At 68.6% G+C, this 16,630-nt stretch carries 14 protein-coding genes; 9 read left to right on the plus strand and 5 right to left on the minus strand.

Annotation, left to right across the window (positions count from 1 at the left end):
* Positions 1–24 precede the first annotated feature (24 nt).
* Positions 25–294, plus strand: a complete 270-nt coding sequence (locus ACFY3L_RS29440; RefSeq protein ID WP_389330931.1) for a hypothetical protein — start codon at positions 25–27, stop codon at positions 292–294.
* The gene (locus tag ACFY3L_RS29445) at positions 291–614 is read left to right on the plus strand and encodes a hypothetical protein (protein ID WP_389330934.1); all 324 of its coding nucleotides are present in this window, start codon (positions 291–293) and stop codon (positions 612–614) included. Before ACFY3L_RS29440 ends, ACFY3L_RS29445 begins: the two co-directional genes overlap by 4 nt.
* Before the next feature lie 1,138 nt (positions 615–1,752).
* Here ACFY3L_RS29445 and ACFY3L_RS29450 read toward each other — a convergent pair.
* Positions 1,753–2,649 carry a replication-relaxation family protein gene (locus tag ACFY3L_RS29450; protein ID WP_389330937.1) on the minus strand — a complete coding sequence of 299 codons (897 nt, stop codon included), beginning with the start codon at positions 2,647–2,649 and terminating at the stop codon, positions 1,753–1,755.
* Positions 2,650–2,901: 252 nt separating this feature from the next.
* Here ACFY3L_RS29450 and ACFY3L_RS29455 point away from each other — a divergent pair, with 252 nt between their 5' ends.
* Positions 2,902–3,837 carry an HNH endonuclease gene (locus tag ACFY3L_RS29455; RefSeq protein ID WP_389330940.1) on the plus strand — a complete coding sequence of 312 codons (936 nt, stop codon included), beginning with the start codon at positions 2,902–2,904 and terminating at the stop codon, positions 3,835–3,837.
* A gap of 6 nt (positions 3,838–3,843) precedes the next feature.
* Here the strand turns inward: ACFY3L_RS29455 and ACFY3L_RS29460 are convergent, their stop codons facing one another.
* Positions 3,844–4,284, minus strand: coding sequence for a hypothetical protein (locus ACFY3L_RS29460; RefSeq protein ID WP_389330943.1), 441 nt, complete (start codon positions 4,282–4,284; stop codon positions 3,844–3,846).
* Complete coding sequence (locus tag ACFY3L_RS29465; RefSeq protein WP_389330946.1) at positions 4,281–5,198, minus strand: ParA family protein; 918 nt, start codon at positions 5,196–5,198, stop codon at positions 4,281–4,283. Before ACFY3L_RS29465 ends, ACFY3L_RS29460 begins: the two co-directional genes overlap by 4 nt.
* Positions 5,199–5,431: 233 nt before the next feature.
* On the opposite strand from ACFY3L_RS29465, the gene ACFY3L_RS29470 reads away from it, so the two are divergent.
* Entirely contained in the window at positions 5,432–8,752 is a 3,321-nt protein-coding gene (locus ACFY3L_RS29470; RefSeq protein WP_389330949.1) for a helicase-related protein, read from the plus strand.
* A gap of 19 nt (positions 8,753–8,771) precedes the next feature.
* Here the strand turns inward: ACFY3L_RS29470 and ACFY3L_RS29475 are convergent, their stop codons facing one another.
* On the minus strand, positions 8,772–10,442 hold the full coding sequence (locus ACFY3L_RS29475) for a restriction endonuclease (RefSeq protein WP_389330952.1): 1,671 nt from the start codon (positions 10,440–10,442) through the stop codon (positions 8,772–8,774).
* An 11-nt stretch (positions 10,443–10,453) separates the two neighbouring features.
* On the opposite strand from ACFY3L_RS29475, the gene ACFY3L_RS29480 reads away from it, so the two are divergent.
* The 3 genes from ACFY3L_RS29480 to ACFY3L_RS29490 are packed head-to-tail and all read left to right on the plus strand — an operon-like array spanning position 10,454 to position 13,842.
* Entirely contained in the window at positions 10,454–10,963 is a 510-nt protein-coding gene (locus tag ACFY3L_RS29480) for a SigE family RNA polymerase sigma factor (RefSeq protein WP_389330955.1), read from the plus strand.
* Positions 10,960–12,330, plus strand: coding sequence for a hypothetical protein (locus ACFY3L_RS29485; RefSeq protein WP_389330959.1), 1,371 nt, complete (start codon positions 10,960–10,962; stop codon positions 12,328–12,330). Before ACFY3L_RS29480 ends, ACFY3L_RS29485 begins: the two co-directional genes overlap by 4 nt.
* A gap of 9 nt (positions 12,331–12,339) precedes the next feature.
* Complete coding sequence (locus ACFY3L_RS29490) at positions 12,340–13,842, plus strand: hypothetical protein (RefSeq protein WP_389330962.1); 1,503 nt, start codon at positions 12,340–12,342, stop codon at positions 13,840–13,842.
* Here the strand turns inward: ACFY3L_RS29490 and ACFY3L_RS29495 are convergent.
* Positions 13,831–14,586: an META domain-containing protein gene (locus tag ACFY3L_RS29495; protein ID WP_389330965.1), complete on the minus strand. Its 756-nt coding sequence runs from the start codon at positions 14,584–14,586 to the stop codon at positions 13,831–13,833. The two genes, ACFY3L_RS29490 and ACFY3L_RS29495, sit on opposite strands and share 12 nt — an antisense overlap.
* A 175-nt stretch (positions 14,587–14,761) precedes the next feature.
* On the opposite strand from ACFY3L_RS29495, the gene ACFY3L_RS29500 reads away from it, so the two are divergent.
* Both ACFY3L_RS29500 and ACFY3L_RS29505 read left to right on the plus strand, forming a co-directional pair.
* Positions 14,762–15,718 carry a hypothetical protein gene (locus tag ACFY3L_RS29500; protein WP_389330972.1) on the plus strand — a complete coding sequence of 319 codons (957 nt, stop codon included), beginning with the start codon at positions 14,762–14,764 and terminating at the stop codon, positions 15,716–15,718.
* Between the two features lie 13 nt (positions 15,719–15,731).
* Complete coding sequence (locus ACFY3L_RS29505; RefSeq protein WP_389330975.1) at positions 15,732–16,628, plus strand: protein NO VEIN domain-containing protein; 897 nt, start codon at positions 15,732–15,734, stop codon at positions 16,626–16,628.
* Positions 16,629–16,630: the final 2 nt, after the last annotated feature.

A 16,630-nucleotide genomic window follows, 5' to 3' on the forward strand; every position in this document is an offset into this window, starting at 1 on the left:
GAGCCGATGAAACGGATGCTTGCGATGGCGGCCGTACTGTTCGCGCTGGCCGGCTGCTCGGACCAGCTCGGTGACCGCGGCGGCGACGAGGGCGCCGCGCCTGACAAGATTTCCGACGTCGATTACATCGAGGTCTTCCGCAACGCGGACAACTTCCCGAACATCGCCCGCGTGTGCATTCGCGGGATCGCGTTCGCGGCCACCTCCAGCGGCGCCCGCGGCGAGGACTCCTACGCCGCCCCGGACCTCGTCCGCGTCCCCGAATGGGACCCGACCTGCCCGGCCGCGAAATGAAACGCCTGGCGCTGGCGGCGGCATTGGTACTGGCGCTGGCGGGCTGCTCGGAACAGCTCGGCGACCGCGGCGGCAAAGAGGGCGCCCCGCCGGACAAGATTTCCGACGTCGACTACATCGAGGTCTTCCGCAACGCGGACAACTTCCCGAACGTGGCGATGGTGTGTGTGCGGGGGATCGCGTTCGCCGCGACCGCCAGCCGGGAGGGGATGAGCGCGCCGTCGCTGCTGCGGGTCCCGGAATGGGACGCGCGCTGCAAGACGGTGTCACCGGGCACGGCGCCGTCTTCTTCAGCGAGCCCGTCCCCGTTCCCGTCGTGAGCGAAGTGCTGGCTCGCCGGTACCCGTACCGGGGTTGACCAACCGGGTACGGGAACGGCGGACGGGGGTTGGGCAACGGGTACGGAACGGCGGGCGCGTTGACCAACCGGGAACGGGAACCGCAGACGGGGTTGACCAACCGGGTACGGGAACGGCCGATGGGTTGACCAACCCGTTGGCGGTGGGAACGGGGCTGGCGGGTTGGTCGGACAACGGGTTGGACAACACGTTGGTCAACTGGGTACGGGTACGGCAACCGCCACCAGACGTTGTCCAACCGGTTGGTGGGTACGGGCGGCCGGTACGGGTGTGTTGGTGCTGGTTGAACAACGAGTTGCCCAACGTGTTGGGCAACCGCCGTCGGGAGCGGTACGGGCGGCCGGAACGGGTACGGGTGCGGAACGCCGTGCGGTTCCGCCAGCCGCAGATCCCGTGGTCATGCGCGCTCGTACCGGGATGCGTTCCGGCGTGCCGTTCCGGTTCCGCGTACCGTGCCGCGCTGATGTACCCGTTCCCGTTCCCGGTCTTGCCCGATACCGCGTACCGGTCGTTCCCGAGTACCGCGTCGTTCCGGGTCGGCTTGTGCTCCCGTACCGGGTTGTACCCGTCGTCCGGTACGCCAGCCGGCGGTATGGGATCGAGTGGCATCGGGAACGATGCCGCTTCGGCGGCGGAAGGATCGACCGTACCCGCTACGCGGCGTCTGTACGGCCGCCTGCGGTCGGCAGCCTGTCGAAGGTGCTGGAGAGGGTGTTCTGCCCGTACGGGCCGCAGCGGGCTTCTGAGCACGTCGCGAGATGCCAGAACGAGCGCTCGGTGGCCAGGCGGCTCCCCGTCGACGCTGACAGGCTCAGCAGGCCACGTCGTACCGGATCTGCCGGCGAGAGTTCGAGGTCGCGGAAGCCTTAAGCGCCCTTTCTCTCCTCGGGAATGACTCTCTACAGAGACATTCTAGGGTTTTCCGAACGGCGCCCCATTCGCCCATTGAGCTGCGAGGTTGGGTCCGTTAGGTGCCGGAAATCAGGGCTTTGGCCCGCCTAGGGGTACGCCTACCCATCCGCCCGGGGCAACACCCGGGGCAGCGAAGATCCAACAGGCGGTTCGCCGGCCGTGATCCGACCGGCGAACCGGGTGCCTGCTACTGCGCGAGTGGGCGCCGATCCAGGCGCAGGAGCGCGCTGTCGTCCGCGGGGTCGCCGAGCCGGCCGAGGTCGATCAGGCGGCGCGGGGGTTCCGGCGCACCCGCCGCGCCGGTCGGCAGCCAGACCGCGTCGGCGACGCCCGTGCCGTCCAGCAGCCGATCACGGGCGACCGTCGCGACCGGGACCGCTCGCGGCTGCCGACCGAGGGCCTGGTGCAGGTGCTGCTCGCGGGTGCGGTCCGGCAGCGAGAACAGCACCGGCCAGGCCGGGCCGCCCTCGGTGACCAGCTGCTCGTACCGCTGCACCTTCTCCACCAGCGTCGGCACGGACTCCGTGGCGCGGTCGAGCTCGAGGAAGAACGCCACCCGGCGGTCGCCCTCCTGGTAGATGCCGTGGCCGTCGGCGCGGACCCGGTGCATGCTCACCGAGCCGAACCGCAGCGGGGCCGCGCACTGCCGCTCCGACCACCAGCGCAGCAGGGCGTCGTCGGGGCGGCGCCGGGCGTACGCGATGAGGTCGACGAAGAACTGGTTGACGCCGAGCAGGTGCGGCAGGTTCGCGCTGGCCGCGATGCGCCGGCGCTGCGCGGTGATGTCCACGCGCCGCGGGACGGCGTCGCCGCGCAGCGCCGCGACCAGTTCGACGCCGGCCTGGTCGAGGACGTGGTGCCAGCCCGGCGAGGCCAGCCGCGCCGAGCGGAACCGCTCCAGCAGTCGCAGCCGGTACAGCCGCAGCAACCGCTCCTGGGCGGAGTCCTGCCGGTTGAACAGCGCCGCGGTGATCTGCACCGTGCTCAGGACCTGGTGGTCATACAGCCAGTCGAGCAGGCGATGGTCCCGGTCGGTGAGGAACGACTGTGCGTAGAGCACCGGGTCGTGGTGGGGCTGCGTCATCCATGCCTCCAAGGCACCAGCGGTGCCGCGCGTGTGCGGCTCCTCCTACCCACGCATGGCCTCCAGTTGGGTGCCTCCGTGCGCCGCGAAGCCCCAACCGCGATCAACCGCCGCCAACCGCAGGCCAACCGGTTGGAGGCGGTTGGTTCCCCAACCGGATCGGGACGCACCAACCGGGCCAACCGGAGACCATGTACGTGCAGGAGGCGAGTCGTGAGGTCACCGCGGCATCGATGGAGCACACTGTTCGCCGTGAGGGCTTACGTGGGCGTGACCGACGGCCAGTGGTACAGGTTCCTCGCCGAGCGCCCGCACCTGCAGGAGGTCAACTTCTGGCGGCCCGCCAGCGACAAGGCGTTCCGGGCGTTGCAGGTCGGCGAGCCGTTCTTCTTCAAGTCCCACGCCCCGCACAACCGGGTCGTCGGCGGTGGCTTCTACAGCGGCTTCGCCCGGCTGCCGATCTCGGAGGCGTGGGAGCTGTTCGGCGAAGGCAACGGCGCCGCCAGCCTCCAGCAGATGCGCGACGCCATCAGCCGGTACCGGCATCAGCGGATCCCGCCGCGCGAGGACCCGATCATCGGCTGCCTCTTCGTCCGCGACACGCGGTTCTTCGGGGCCGACGCCGACGCCGGGCCGCCGCCGGACTTCGCGTCGAACATCGTCCAGGGCAAGGGCTACGACCTGGCCGATGACGCGTACGCCGGCTACTTCCGCGACGTGATCCACCGGCTCACCGGTCCGGCCGTCGAGCTGGACCTCAGCGAACCCTGGCACCGCGCCGGACCCGTCTACGGCGACCCGCGCCTGCAGCCGCAGCGACTCGGCCAGCAGGCGTTCAAGGGCGTCGTCCTCGACGCGTACCGCCACCGCTGCGCGATCACCGGCGCGAAGATCCGGCCCGTGTTGCAGGCGGCGCACATCCTGCCGCTGCCGAGCGGCGGCCAGCACCGGCTCGACAACGGCCTGCTACTGCGGTCCGACGTGCACATCATGTTCGACCGCGGGTATCTGAGCGTCGACCCGAAGCACCGGCTGCTGGTCAGCCCGAGGCTGCGCGAGGACTTCGGCAACGGCGAGGAGTTCTACTCACGCCACGGCCAGCCGATCGCCGTGCCGGACCGCGCCGCCGACCGCCCGCACCGCGAGTTCCTGGAATGGCACGTCGACACTGTCTTCCAGGCCGGATGACGACCGCTACAACTGGCGGACGGCGAGCGAGTTGAGCCGGGCGCCGATCGTCCGCTCGACCAGCATCGTGATCAGGTCGCCCTTCGGAGTCTTGCTCACGCCGCCGATGCCGAGCTGTGCGGCGATGGCGCGGAGGTCGCCAACCAGCATGGGCTTAAGGTAGCGCTCACCCTCGTCCCGGGTCTGCAAGTTTGCGAGTTCCTCTACCACTGCCGACATGTCCTTCGCCGGCTTCGCGGCGGCGGCCCGCTGAGCAGGAGCCTTCTTGGCCGGCGCAACCGGCGCAACCGGCGCAACCGGTGCGGCCGGCGCGGCGGCGCCGAACGGGTGGTAGGTCAGCGTGGCCCGGCCTTCCGCGATGTCGACGAGCTGGTCCTCGGGCAGGGTCGCCAGGAACTCGGAGATCCGCTGCAGGACGGTCATGGAAAGCTTCGCGACGTCGCTCACGCGGCTGCCCCTTCGGCATGGAGGGTGTTGAGGAATTCGGAGGCCAGGGTGCGCAGCTCGATGTTGATCTGCGAGGTGACCCGCTCGCGGAGCACCGCTGGCACCCCGCGCGGCACGGAGCTGGCGAACAAGGTGTTGTTCTCGCGCATGTACGTGCTAAACACCGGCACGCCGAGGGCGCGCACCGAGTCGATGTAGTACTGCAGCGCCGAGATCGGACGGCCGCCGTGGAACTGGATCATGGTGAACACGACGCCGGCCATGTTCGGATCGATGCGACTGTGCCGGGTCCTCGCGTGCTTCAGCGAGTGCTCGTTGTGCCGCTGCACGAGTTCATCGACGTTGCCGTAGAGGTATTCGATGCCCAACGTGGACAGGTAGTCGGCCTTCGCCGGGATCAGGATGTGATCGCTGGCGACGATGGCCGCCTGGGTCACCACATTGAAGTTCGGCGGGCAGTCGATCAGCACCCAGTCGTATTCCGCGAACGACTGGTCATGCAGCGCGCTCGCCAGTGCGCAGCGAACCCGATAGAGCGCCGGATCGAACTTCTGTTCGATTCCACCGATGCTGCGGGCAAGCTTGAAATCGGCGTCGATAAGCTGCAGATGTGACGCGATCAGACTGAGCCGTCCGCTGCCCTCAGGAAGGGCCGCATTGACCGGGCGTGGCTGGACGGCCAGGTCAGCCAGGGCGACCTTGGGGATGCCGTCCTCGATGGAGTCGAACCACCGCTTGATCGTCAGCGCTTCGCGCAGCTCCGAACGCCATTCGTCGGGGTGGTAGAAGCAGAACGTCAGGCTGCTCTGCGGATCGAGATCGATCAGTAGGACGTTTTGTCCGCGTCGGGCCAACTCGGCGCCCAGGTTCGCGGTCAGCGTTGTCTTGCCGACCCCGCCCTTGTAGTTGATCACCGAAACTACTTGCACCGAGGTAACGGTAGAGATGGAAGTGGAAGGTCACCACCAACCGTTAAGACGAGCTTTCATCGACGGGAGACCTATGACCGGTCGATGCGATTTCGGGTTAGCTCAGGACCATGCGGCTCGAAGACCTGGTGCCCGGATCCTCTGTTAGCGGTGTGGTGCCAGGTGGCCCGGTCGAAGTCATCGCCGTAGCGCCGATGGGGCCGGACTCCGTCCGGCTTGTGTACCGCACTGAGCAGGGGGCGCTCGGCGAGCAGATCCTGATGCGGGTCAACGAGCCGGCGCTCGAGATCGTCGAGGTCCACCGCACGACGTTCGACGCCGACGCCACGGACTTCAAGCTGGCCGCCGAGGCGATGCGGATCCGTGCGGCCGCCCAGTCCGACCTCATGCTCGCCGTCACGACGAGCGACCTCGAGCCGCTGCCGCACCAGATCGAGGCCGTCTACGGGCACCTGCTCGACAAGGTCCCGCTCCGCTTCCTGCTCGCGGACGACCCGGGAGCTGGCAAGACCATCATGGCCGGGCTGTACCTGAAGGAGCTGATGCTCCGCGGTGACCTGTCGCGCTGCCTGATCGTCGCGCCCGGCGGCCTGGTCAACCAGTGGCAGGACGAGCTGAGCGAGAAGTTCGGCCTCCGCTTCGCGATCCTGACCGCCGACCTGGTGGCCGCGACGCCGCCGGGAGAGTCGATCTTCGACGAGCATCCGCGGCTGATCGCCCGGATGGACCACCTGTCGCGCAGTGACGCTTTGGTCGATCAGATCGGCCACTCGGCCTTCGACGTCGTCGTGGTCGACGAGGCGCATCGGATGTCGGCGCACTACTTCGGCAAGAAGCTGCAGAGCACCCGCAGGTACAAGCTCGGACAAGCGCTCGGCAAGGCGGCGCAGCACCTCTTGCTGATGACCGCGACACCGCACGCCGGCAAGGAGGAGGACTTCCAGCTCTTCCTGGCGCTGCTCGACCCCGACCGGTTCGAGGGCAAGTACCGTAAAGACGAGCACAACCTCGGCGCTGACGGTCTCATGCTGCGGCGGGTCAAGGAGGAGCTGCTGACGTTCGCCGGCAAGCCGCTGTTCCCGCAGCGCAACGCGTACACCGTGCCGTATGAGCTGTCGGAGCTCGAGGTCGAGCTGTACGAGGCAGTGACCGAGTACGTCCGGCAGGAGTGGGACCGCGTCGACCAGCTGCGCAGCGCCGGTGAGACGGTCCGCGGAAACCGGGTCGGCTTCGCGCTCACCGTGCTGCAGCGCCGGCTGGCGTCCAGCCCTGAGGCGATCCTGCGTTCCCTGCAGCGCCGCCAGGCCCGCCTCGAACAGCGCCTCAACGAACTGCTCACCAAGCCGGCGACGAAAGAGCGCCTGCCCGACATCGAACTGGCCGACATCCTCGACGACGACCTCACCGACACGATGGAGGACACCGAGGAGCAGCTCGTCGACGCGGCCACCGCGGCCCAATCCGCCGAAGAGCTGCGGTTCGAGATCTCGGTGCTGCAAGGACTGGTCGACCTGGCGGCGAAGGTCCGCGCTTCAGGCACCGACCGCAAGTGGACCGAGCTGAAGCTCCTGCTGGAGCGGCATGCGCCGCAGAAGCTCATCATCTTCAGCGAGCACCGCGACACGCTCACCTACCTCGTCGAAGGGATCAGCCAGGCGCTGCCCGGGAAGAACGCCGTCGTCTCCATCCACGGCGCCATGTCCCGCGACGCCCGACGGGCCGTCCAGGAGCGCTTCACGTCCGACGCCGATTGTCTTGTACTGGTAGCGACCGACGCGGCGGGTGAGGGTCTCAACCTGCAACGGGCTCACCTCATGGTCAACTACGACCTGCCGTGGAACCCGAACCGGATCGAGCAGCGCTTCGGCCGTATCCATCGCATCGGTCAGTACGAGATGTGCCACCTGTGGAACCTCGTCGCCGTCAACACCCGCGAGGGCGCCGTCTTCGAGCGGCTGCTGTCCAAGATCGAAGAGCAGAACGCCGCGCTCGGCGGCAAGGTCTTCGACGTTCTGGGCGAGGCGTTCGAGGGTCAGCCGCTGCACGAGCTGCTGCTCGACGCGATCCGGCGCGGCGAGGATCCGCAGGTGAGGGCGCACCTCGACCGGGTCATCGACGAGCGCGTCGGCGACACCGCCGTGAAGCTGATCCAGGAACGCGCGCTGCACCACGACCTGCGCTCCGTGTCCGATGCCGGCACCGCCCGCCGTGACCTGGAAGAAGCCCGGTTGCTGCGCCTCCAGCCGCACTACATCGAAGGCTTCTTCCGTGACGCGTTCGACCGCGCCGGCGGCCGCATCCGGGGACGCGAGCCAGGCCGCTGGGAAGTCCCCAGCGTGCCGCAGTCAGTCCGGGAGCTGCGCACGCCCGCGGCGCCGATCAACCTGCGGTACGAACGAATCTGCTTCGATCGTTCGCACCTCCGCGTCGACGGCGCCCCGCCCGCGCAGCTCCTCGCACCTGGCCACCCACTGCTCGACGCGCTCGTGCAGCGGATGATCGACCTGTACGGGGAAGCCCTCGAACGCGGCACGATCATGGTCGACAGGCTCGACCCGACCGAGGAGCCGCGCCTGCTGATCGCTCTGCACGAGGAGATCATCGACGGGCTGGAGCGCACCGTCGCCAAACGGTTCCAGTACGTCGAGCTGTGGAACGACGGGCGGAGCCAGCCGAGCGTGGCGCCGTTCCTGGACTACGACGCGCCCAGCGACTACGACCGCGAGCTCACCGCCGACCTCCTGCACGCCCCCTGGCTCAACGGTGCCCGGCGCACCGCGGAACACTGGGCCGCCAGCACGGACCTGCCCGCCTGGTACGCACACGTCGGCGCGGCCCGGCGAGAACAGGTCAGCCGCACGCGAAGCCTCGTACAAGAGCGGCTGACACAGGAAATCCAGCATTGGCGCGACGAGGTAGCCCGCCTCACCAACATCGTCATGCAGGGCGGCAAGCCCGCCATGCAGCCGACGACCGCCGAGCAGCGCGCGCAGGATCTCCGTCTCCGGCTCGCCCGCCGCATGACCGAACTGGACCAGGAGGCGCACACGCAGGTGCGTCCACCCGCCATCGCGGCCGTCGCGCTGGTCGTGCCGCAGGGTCTGATCGACCGCCGCGCCGGACGCCGGGAGGAGCCGGTCGCCGAGTACATGGAGGATCTCGCCGCGATCGAGCGCCGCGCCATCCGGGCCGTTGTCGCGGCCGAGCAGCGCCTCGGCCGCGTGCCGCAGGTGATGGCGCACAACAACCCGGGCTACGACGTCCGATCGGCGGGCGAGGACGAGCAGATCGTCCACATCGAGGTGAAGGGCCGGATGGCCGGCCACGACAGCTTCTTCGTCACCAACCGCGAGATCCGCGCCGGGCAGAACGCCGACAACTACCGGCTGGCGCTCGTCGAGGTCGATGAACACGACCCCGCAGCCGACCGGGTGCACTACGTTCGCGACCCGTTCACGGACGTGCGAGTCTCCGCCCTGGTCAACGGCGTGCAGTTCAAGTGGCCCCAGATGTGGTCCCGCGGCACCGACCCTCACTGACCCGCAACTCAGGCGTTCGTCATTTCACGATCGGAACGATCCTGGCCGGGATGCCATGGTCCTTGCAGATCGCGAGCAGCCCGCTGCCGTCGATGAGCTGCAACGGCTTGCCGTTGGCGAACTCGTAGCTGCTCGGGCCGTACCCGCTGGTGGTGATCAGGATGCCGCTCTTGGCGCCCTCGTGCTGCATCGTGCCGAAGAGGTCCCGTACCGCCGTCGGCGGCACGGTCTTGGTGTAGAGCTTGGCCTGGATGACGTACTTCCCACCGCGGATCGGGGTGGGGTCGTAGGCGACGCAATCCACCCCGCCGTCACCGCTGGCACTGAAGACCTTGGTGTCGAACCCCATCCGCGTGAACAGGTTGTGGATGAAGTGTTCGAACTCCTTGGCGGTGAGCTCCAGCAGGTTCGGGCGCTTGTCGATCTGGCTGATGACGTCCACCGGATCGATGATCCGCGGATCGGCCATCTTGAACTCCATGACCGGCTGGACCGGCTGCAGCTCCTCAGGGTGTGGTGAGACGTCGGCGGCGAAGTACTTACGGACACACGCGACCGGATCGACGTTCGCGAGGACGAGTTCCGTGAACTGCTCACGGTTGGCCCGCAGCGTGATCAGGCACGGCGTGACCGTCTGGCCCGTCGCAGGATCGATGACCTCGACGATGCCGTTGAACACGACCGTGTTCACCAGCGAGAGGCGTCCGGTGGTGAAGACGGTGTGCACCGCACGCAACGCGATCTGCGCGACCAGGTTCTGGTAGGCCCGCCGGATCTCCGCCGCGGTACGCGCGGTCCCGACGATCTCGTCTCTCGTCTTCACCCACCTGAATGCCCTTTGATCGGGAACGATCTGGACAGCCGGCAGCCGCCACTCCAGGGCGAGCAGGGTGGACTCGGGGACGTAACCAGCCAGGCGATGGGAGGGAAACCCAGCAGGATCCTGGACCTGGTCGATCACCATCTGGAAATACCGGCTGACCGCGTGCCGGTCGCGGTCGCGGACGCCCGCTGCGAACCGATCCATCGAGGCGTTGTGCGCGTCGACCTCGGCCCGCGCGGCGGCCAGCCGTTGCGCGTGCATCCGGCGTGCCTCGGTCACGCGACGCTGCCGAGCGGCCTCCGCCGCCTGATAGCCGTCGACTGCCGCGGCGAACCTGCGCTCGGCCTCAGCTCGTTCACGCGCGTGCCGGGCGTCGCCCCCGAGCAGGCGCCCCAGGGTGCCGGGTCTCGCCGGCTCGAAGTCCGCCCAGGCGGGTGCCGTCAGAGGCCGAGCGTCCTGCCCGAGGTCGATCGGCATCGCCGGTGGGTGCTTGCGCAGAGCGGCGAAGTCGATACCTGCCGGAGGGTGCGCGAGCGCTGCCGCCAGGACACCGTTCAGCGCCGCCATCCGCCGCTCAGCATCCGCGGTGAGCCGGGCGGCCTCGGCCGTCCGACGCTGCTCGTACTGCTTGACCTGCTCCTTGCGTTCCTGCTCGGTATCTCGTGCCTGTTGCCGCTTGGCGGCTTCGGCGGCGCGGCGTTGTGCCGCAACAGCGCGCTGGAACTCCGTTGGTCGAGAACGTGACGCCATCTCCACCCTCCCCCGGCTGTATCGCAGAGTAGCCGAGCCGATACAGACTCGTATAGACGCAAGCCGTTGCGAAGTTGATGGTGACCCGGCTCCAACCTGACCGGGCGGTGGAGGCATGTACTTCAGATGTGGAGGATGAAGCGGGGTTCCGGGAGTTCGTGCGGGCGCGGCTGCCCAGGCTGTCCCGGGCTGCCTATCTGCTCGCCGGGAACCATGCCCAGGCCGAAGACCTGATCCAGGCGGCCCTCATCAAGACGGCCACACACTGGTCGAAGGTCGTCAGGGCTGGGGATCCCGAGGCGTACGTGCGGAAGATCCTCTACCACGAGCACGTCCGGTCCTGGCGAAGGCGCCGCTTCCTCGAGCACTCGACGGCCAGCGTCCCGGAGAAGGCAGTCAGTGGTGATGAGACCGGCAGGGCGGAGCTGCGGGTCGTGCTGGAGCAGGCGCTCGCGAAGTTGACCAAGCGGCAGCGGGCCGTTGTTGTGCTGCGGTTCTTCGAGGATCTGTCCGAAGTGGAGACGGCGCAGGTCATGGGGACGTCGGTGGGGACGGTGAAGAGTCAGACCAGTCATGCGCTGGGGCGGTTGCGGGTGCTGGCGCCGGAGTTGGAAGACGCGATGGAGGTGTGGTCGTGACGAGGCTCGTGGAGGTGCTGGGCGACGTCGCTGAGCAGGCCAAGCTGTACGACGTCACCGACACCGCCATCAGGGTGGCTCGGCGGCGCAAGCGGGTGCGGAAGACCGCCGTGGCGATGGGGACGATGGTGGCGGTGCTCGCCGGGGTGGTCGCGTTCGTGCTGCCGTCCGGCAGTCATCCAAGGCCCGAGGGCGGGCCCGGCAGGCTCGACGGGGAGCCGTCGAGCAAGGTGTTGCCGCTGCTCGAAGCGCCGACGCGTGGATCCCTGAAAGATGACGCCGCGTTCGTCGACGCGCTGCTGGACCGGGTCGTCGATAATCCATCGGCCGTTGGATTGCCGGGGGATCGGGCGCGGTTGCGCGTGCTCTTCGCCGGGGATCTGCCCGGGAACCGGAGGCTGGCCATCGTTGCCGGGGTCACCGCTGCGCCGCGGATGGTCCACCTCACCGGACCGGCCAAGACGGAGGCGAAGAAGCTGGAGCTCACCGGCTGGTCCGATGTGGAGGAGCCGGTCGTCCACGACGGGTGGCGCGACGACAAGAACCAGGGCTACGCGCTGGTGTTCGGGCCTGCGGACTACGAAGTGTCGGTTTCGGACGCGCCGCGGTACATGGACGACGGGACAATCCAACGCACGTGGGAGCCGGAGCCGGCCGGGTACGTCGTCCGCGACACCGCCACGTTGCCGCGTGGGCTGCGGGTCCGCATGAGCAAGGGCGACGTCGTGTTCTACGAGGCGGCCGTCGCCTCGCCCGGCACCGTCCGCCCGGAGCGGATCGACCCGAGCCCGCTGCACGGCCGCGGCAAGCCCGCTCCGAGAGCGGCGCAGGTGGCGGCGGACGCGCTCGCGTACAGCACCGGGCTTGTCGGCCCTGGCGTTCAGTACGTGGTGCTGTGGAGCGACGACTTCGTCGTCAACGACCCGAACGGCACCGGATCAGGCGTCGGTCAGATCGCCACCGTGATGGCGGTGACTGAGCAGGGCGGCGGGCCGTACATCACCATCGCGACCGACACGAGCCCGGAACCCAACGGTCGCAACCACCCGACCGGCGCCGGCGTCGCGGGCAACCCCGAACACACCGTGATCGCCATGCGCATGCCCCACTTCGACGACACGGCGCCGGACACCCTCCAGATCGTCGCGCCACCGCAGGCCGTACGGGTCGACCTGCTGAAGGGTGAAGAGGTTTTGGCGACTGTACCGCTGAGCAACGGCCTCGGCCGGATCGAGCTGCCCGGCCCGCTCCAGCTGACCGTCCGCGCCTACGACGCGCAGGGCAAGGTCATCGCGCAGCGCGCCTTCGCGGACCTGACCGGCGGCCAGCCGTCCGGCGGGTACGAGCCGGAGATCCACGGCTGGTAGAACCTCACCATGCTCGACATCATGGCCCGTGCCCGGAAACTCGCGGAGTGGGTCGGACCGGGCGGCCGGCCCGTCACGGCCAAGGGCGTGCCGCGGCCGGCCGACATCCCGGCGGCCGCGGCGGTCGTCGGCGTCGAGGTGCCCGCGCGGGTCAGGTCCGCCGCCGACATGGAAGGCCTGCACCGGCCGTGGACCGCTGCGGTCGCCGCCGGGTACATCAGCATCGACGGCAACAGAGCGACGCTGGTCGACGGCCCCGGCCGTGACCCGGCCGACGCGTGGTGGGACGCGCTGCTCGCCGTCATGGCGATGGAGTCCGACGACCCGCGGCACGAGGGCGCCCTCATCGCGTGCGCCGAGGTGCTGGCCGCCCTGGTCGACGGCGCCAGCCTCGCCAACCTCGACGACCGCGTCGACGAGCGGCTGGAACACCGGTCGCCGCGGGAGTTCCAGGCGGTGTACCGGGCGTTCCGGCGCGGCGTGCTGCCGGTCGCGGGGGCGCTCACGCTGCTCGCCGAATTCGGTGCGGTCGATGAACAAGGCCGCCTCACCGAACTGGGCCGCGAGACGGCCGCACGCTTCGCGGTGCCGCCACCCGTGACGCCCGACCTGCCGGCCGCCGAACTGCTCACCAGGCTGCGGGACCTGCCCGACGCCGACGCCGGGCGCGCCGCCTGGCGCTGGCTCGACGGCAGGGACCTCGCCGCGACCGCCGCCGAGCTGCTTGCCGTCGCCGAGGCCGGTGGTGCCGCCGACCGGCTGGACGCGTTCGGTGTCATCGCCGTGATCGGCGAACCCGCGCGGCCCCTCTTGCGCCGGGCCTCGTCGCACCCGATGCTCGCGGTGCACGCCCGGACGACGTTGTCCGACGAGGAGCCGTCCGAGGCAGACCGGCGCTGGCTCGCGGTCGAGTGCGCGCTCGCCGAGGAGGACCCGGAGGAGCGCTACCACCTGGTCGAGGAGTGCGGTGGCACGGCCGCGATCGAGGCCAGTGACCACCCCGACCGTGCCCACCTCCTCGATCTGCTGAAGGCTTCCGGTCGTCCGGAGATTCCGGTGTACGAGCTGAAGGTCGCCCTCAGCCGCACAGTATGGCGCCGCCTGCGCCTGCCCGGTCCGACGACGCTCGAGGTGCTCCACGCCGCGATCCAGGTCGCGTTCGACTGGGACGACGAGCACCTTCACCTGTTCGAAGCCGGCGGCCGGCAGTACAGCGACGTGTACTTCGAACTGGAGGACTCGGAGGACGAGTCAGCGGTCCGCCTGTCGAAGCTCCTGCCCGGCCGCGGCGCGCAGATGACGTACGTCTACGACCTCGGCGACTGGTGGGAGCACACCATCACCGTCGAGAGCGTCACCGTCCCAGCGGATCCGGGCTCCATCGCCTGTACGGGCGGCGCAGGCGACGCTCCGGTCGAGGACTGGAACGAGGACGACGGCCCGAACTCCACCCCGTTCGACCTCGACACCATCAACCAGCGCCTCGCCCAACTGGCGTCTTCAGGAGGGTGAAGGCGATGCGCGGCCGGCAGTGAGACGCAGCCCGGTGCCGTCGGCGGCGGTCAGCGTCAGCTGGCCGGCTTCCATGCGGAACTGCACCGTGCCTTGCAGGACGTGCAGCACCTTGTTCTCGACCATGCCGGCATCGCTGCACGCCTTGCGGGTCGAGCCCATGGCCGTGAACGTGATCGTCTCGGCGTCCACCGTGTACGTGCCGGTGAGGTTGTTGCAACCACCGAAGCCGGTGACCTTCCCGTCGATCGTGAAGGTCAGGTACGCGCGCACACCGGCCGGCATCGAGCCGGCGGTCTGCCCGTCGATCAGCGTGTCGACGGTCCACTCGGTCTCGGCGAGCTGCGGGTCCGGCTCGGCCGCCGCACCGTCGACGAAGCTGATCGTGGTGCCGCCGCCCTCCAGCACCAGACCCGTGCCCTCAAGGCGAAACTCCGGCCCGGCTTGCAGGAACGTCGCGATCCAGGTGTCCTGCTCGGCCCGCTGCGGGTCGCACCCCATGGCCGTGCTCACGACCTCGCTGACGACCAGCCGCCCGCCGTCGATCCGCCCGTCGCCGCTGATGTAGTTACAGCCTGCCCGGAAGCCGACCTTGCCCTTGTCGAACCGCAGCTCGATCCGGGTGCCGGGCACGAGCGGGCGACTCGTCTCCTGCGACAGGAACGTCCGCCCCCACGGCCCGCCGCCACCCGCCGCATTCCCGCGGGCGCACCCCGCCAGCCCGACGGCCGATAGGAGCACCACCACCAGCACGGTCCCCAAACGCCTCATGTCCCCTTGGACGCGAGACCGCCCCTCGCGGTTCCAAGGGGACATGGCCGCTGTTGTCAGACTGCCGGGGTCGGAGTGCCTGAATCGCGTGTCGGTGATGCCCGACCGGTGGAGACGAAGACGTCCGTGGACGGCCAGGATCGATGGCGTGGATGTCCCCGAGCTCATGGCAGAGCTGGCGCAGCGCCGCCCGCTGTTCCACTCTGAACGCGACTTCCAGCACGCCCTGGCTTGGCTGATCCAGCAGCGCCATCCCGAAGCTGAGCTGCGGCTGGAGCCCAGACCGCGGCGCGGAATCCACCTCGATCTGCTGGTGCGGCTGCCGTCACGGCGGATCGCGATCGAATTGAAGTATCGCGTCACGGCCTTCACTGGTGATGTTCGAGGAGAGCGCTTCGAATTGCCGGCGCAGGGAGCGCATGACGTCATCCGTCACGACGTGGTGAAGGACATCGTGCGTCTGGAGCGGATCGTTGCTGACGGCGAAGCGGACGAGGGCGTCGGTCTCACACTGACCAATGACGGAGCGTACTGGCGCCCGGGGTTGAAGGCCGACCCCGTCGACGCCGCCTTCCGCATCCACGAGGGCAAGGTGCTCACCGAGGCGCTGACGTGGTCCGCTCTGGCCCGTGCGGGGACGACAGACAAGCGGGACACGCCACTTGCCCTTGCCGGCCTGTACACCTGCGAATGGCGCCATTACGGCGTGGTGACCGCTGACAGTGGCCGCAGTTCCGAATTGCGCTATCTGGCGTTTGCGGTCAGTCGTGAAGCGCCCGATCGGACGGCACCCCCGCAGCGCCGGTCTGCTGCGCCATCAAGGACGCAATCGCCCGCGCCGATCGTCACGACACCGTCGACAGCACGCGAGGAGATCCTGCTGGCGATCGCCGACATCATGGGTCGCTCGGGTCGCGACCACTTCGAACTGAGTGATGTGCTGACCGAGATGCGCCAGCGCGGAAGCCGGTATGCCGAATCGACGATCCGAACCCACGTCACATCGAGGATGTGCGGTGACTCACCCGGCCACCACGCCTCGACCTTCGACGACCTCCAACGCCTCGACCGTGGTCGCTACCGCCTACGCTCCGCAAATGGCTGAAGAGAGGCACTGAATGGCCATCTTGCTCAAGCATCAGCCCTGGAACACGGACGGGCTGCAGCCCGAAGCCGACGTCAACATTGATTGGAACATGTGGAAGCATCGCCAGCCGCCCTACAATGCCCTCGACGTCGGCACCAGAGTCATCCTCGTCAGCGGCGGCGGCCCCGAGGTGGGCCTGCTGACCTGGGAGGTAGAGGTCGTTGCTGTTGCCAAGGAACGCTACGACTCGCACGAAGAGGCGTGGCGACTGTTACGAAGTCATATCGGCGCACAGCGGTTGGAGATCGCCGGATTGAGGCGCCGTGACTTCTTCACGGATGACTACACCTTGCAGGCTCCGCCAGCCGGCTGGTTGCTGGCATGGGCGTACAAGCCACGGCGTGAACTGATGTTGCCGCGGCCGGAGCAGGTTCGGTTTCGTCCCAACGGCTGGTACGTCGCTGATCAAATCGCAATCGGCGGCGAGACGGCTGCACCGCTACAGCCAGGACAGGGCCGGATGGCGGACCCTGAGCAGCGCCGCATGGTGGAGCGCGAGGCGATGTCGCACGTCGAAGACTGGCTGGTGGATAACGGCTACCGCGAGATCAGGGACACCTCGGCGACCCGACCCTACGACTTCGAGATCGGGCCAGAGCATGCTCCGATGCTCCGGGTCGAGGTGAAGGGCACGACAGGAGCGTTCGGACCAGTCCAAGTGACAGCGGGTGAAGTCATGTCGGCTCGACAAGGAAACGTGCCGACGATGCTTGCGATCGTTCACAGCATTCGTCTGACGTTGGATGGGGACACTGGCGAATGGCAGGCGGATGGTGGACAGCTGTGGACCAGCTCTCCCTGGTCACCCTCCGATCAGAGTCTTAAGCCAACGACGTATGTCTATGATCCACGTCTGGAAAGTGCCTGACG

Source organism: Dactylosporangium sp. NPDC000521 (genome assembly GCF_042898305.1).
GTDB lineage: Bacteria > Actinomycetota > Actinomycetes > Mycobacteriales > Micromonosporaceae > Dactylosporangium.

Coding starts and splice junctions, on each gene's coding strand:
- ACFY3L_RS29440 (WP_389330931.1), top strand. CDS start 25: ATGGCGGCCGTACTGTTCGCGCTGGCCGGCTGCTCGGACCAGCTCGGT.
- ACFY3L_RS29445 (WP_389330934.1), top strand. CDS start 291: ATGAAACGCCTGGCGCTGGCGGCGGCATTGGTACTGGCGCTGGCGGGC.
- ACFY3L_RS29450 (WP_389330937.1), bottom strand. CDS start 2,649: ATGACGCAGCCCCACCACGACCCGGTGCTCTACGCACAGTCGTTCCTC.
- ACFY3L_RS29475 (WP_389330952.1), bottom strand. CDS start 10,442: ATGCCTCCACCGCCCGGTCAGGTTGGAGCCGGGTCACCATCAACTTCG.
- ACFY3L_RS29490 (WP_389330962.1), top strand. CDS start 12,340: ATGCTCGACATCATGGCCCGTGCCCGGAAACTCGCGGAGTGGGTCGGA.
- ACFY3L_RS29505 (WP_389330975.1), top strand. CDS start 15,732: ATGGCCATCTTGCTCAAGCATCAGCCCTGGAACACGGACGGGCTGCAG.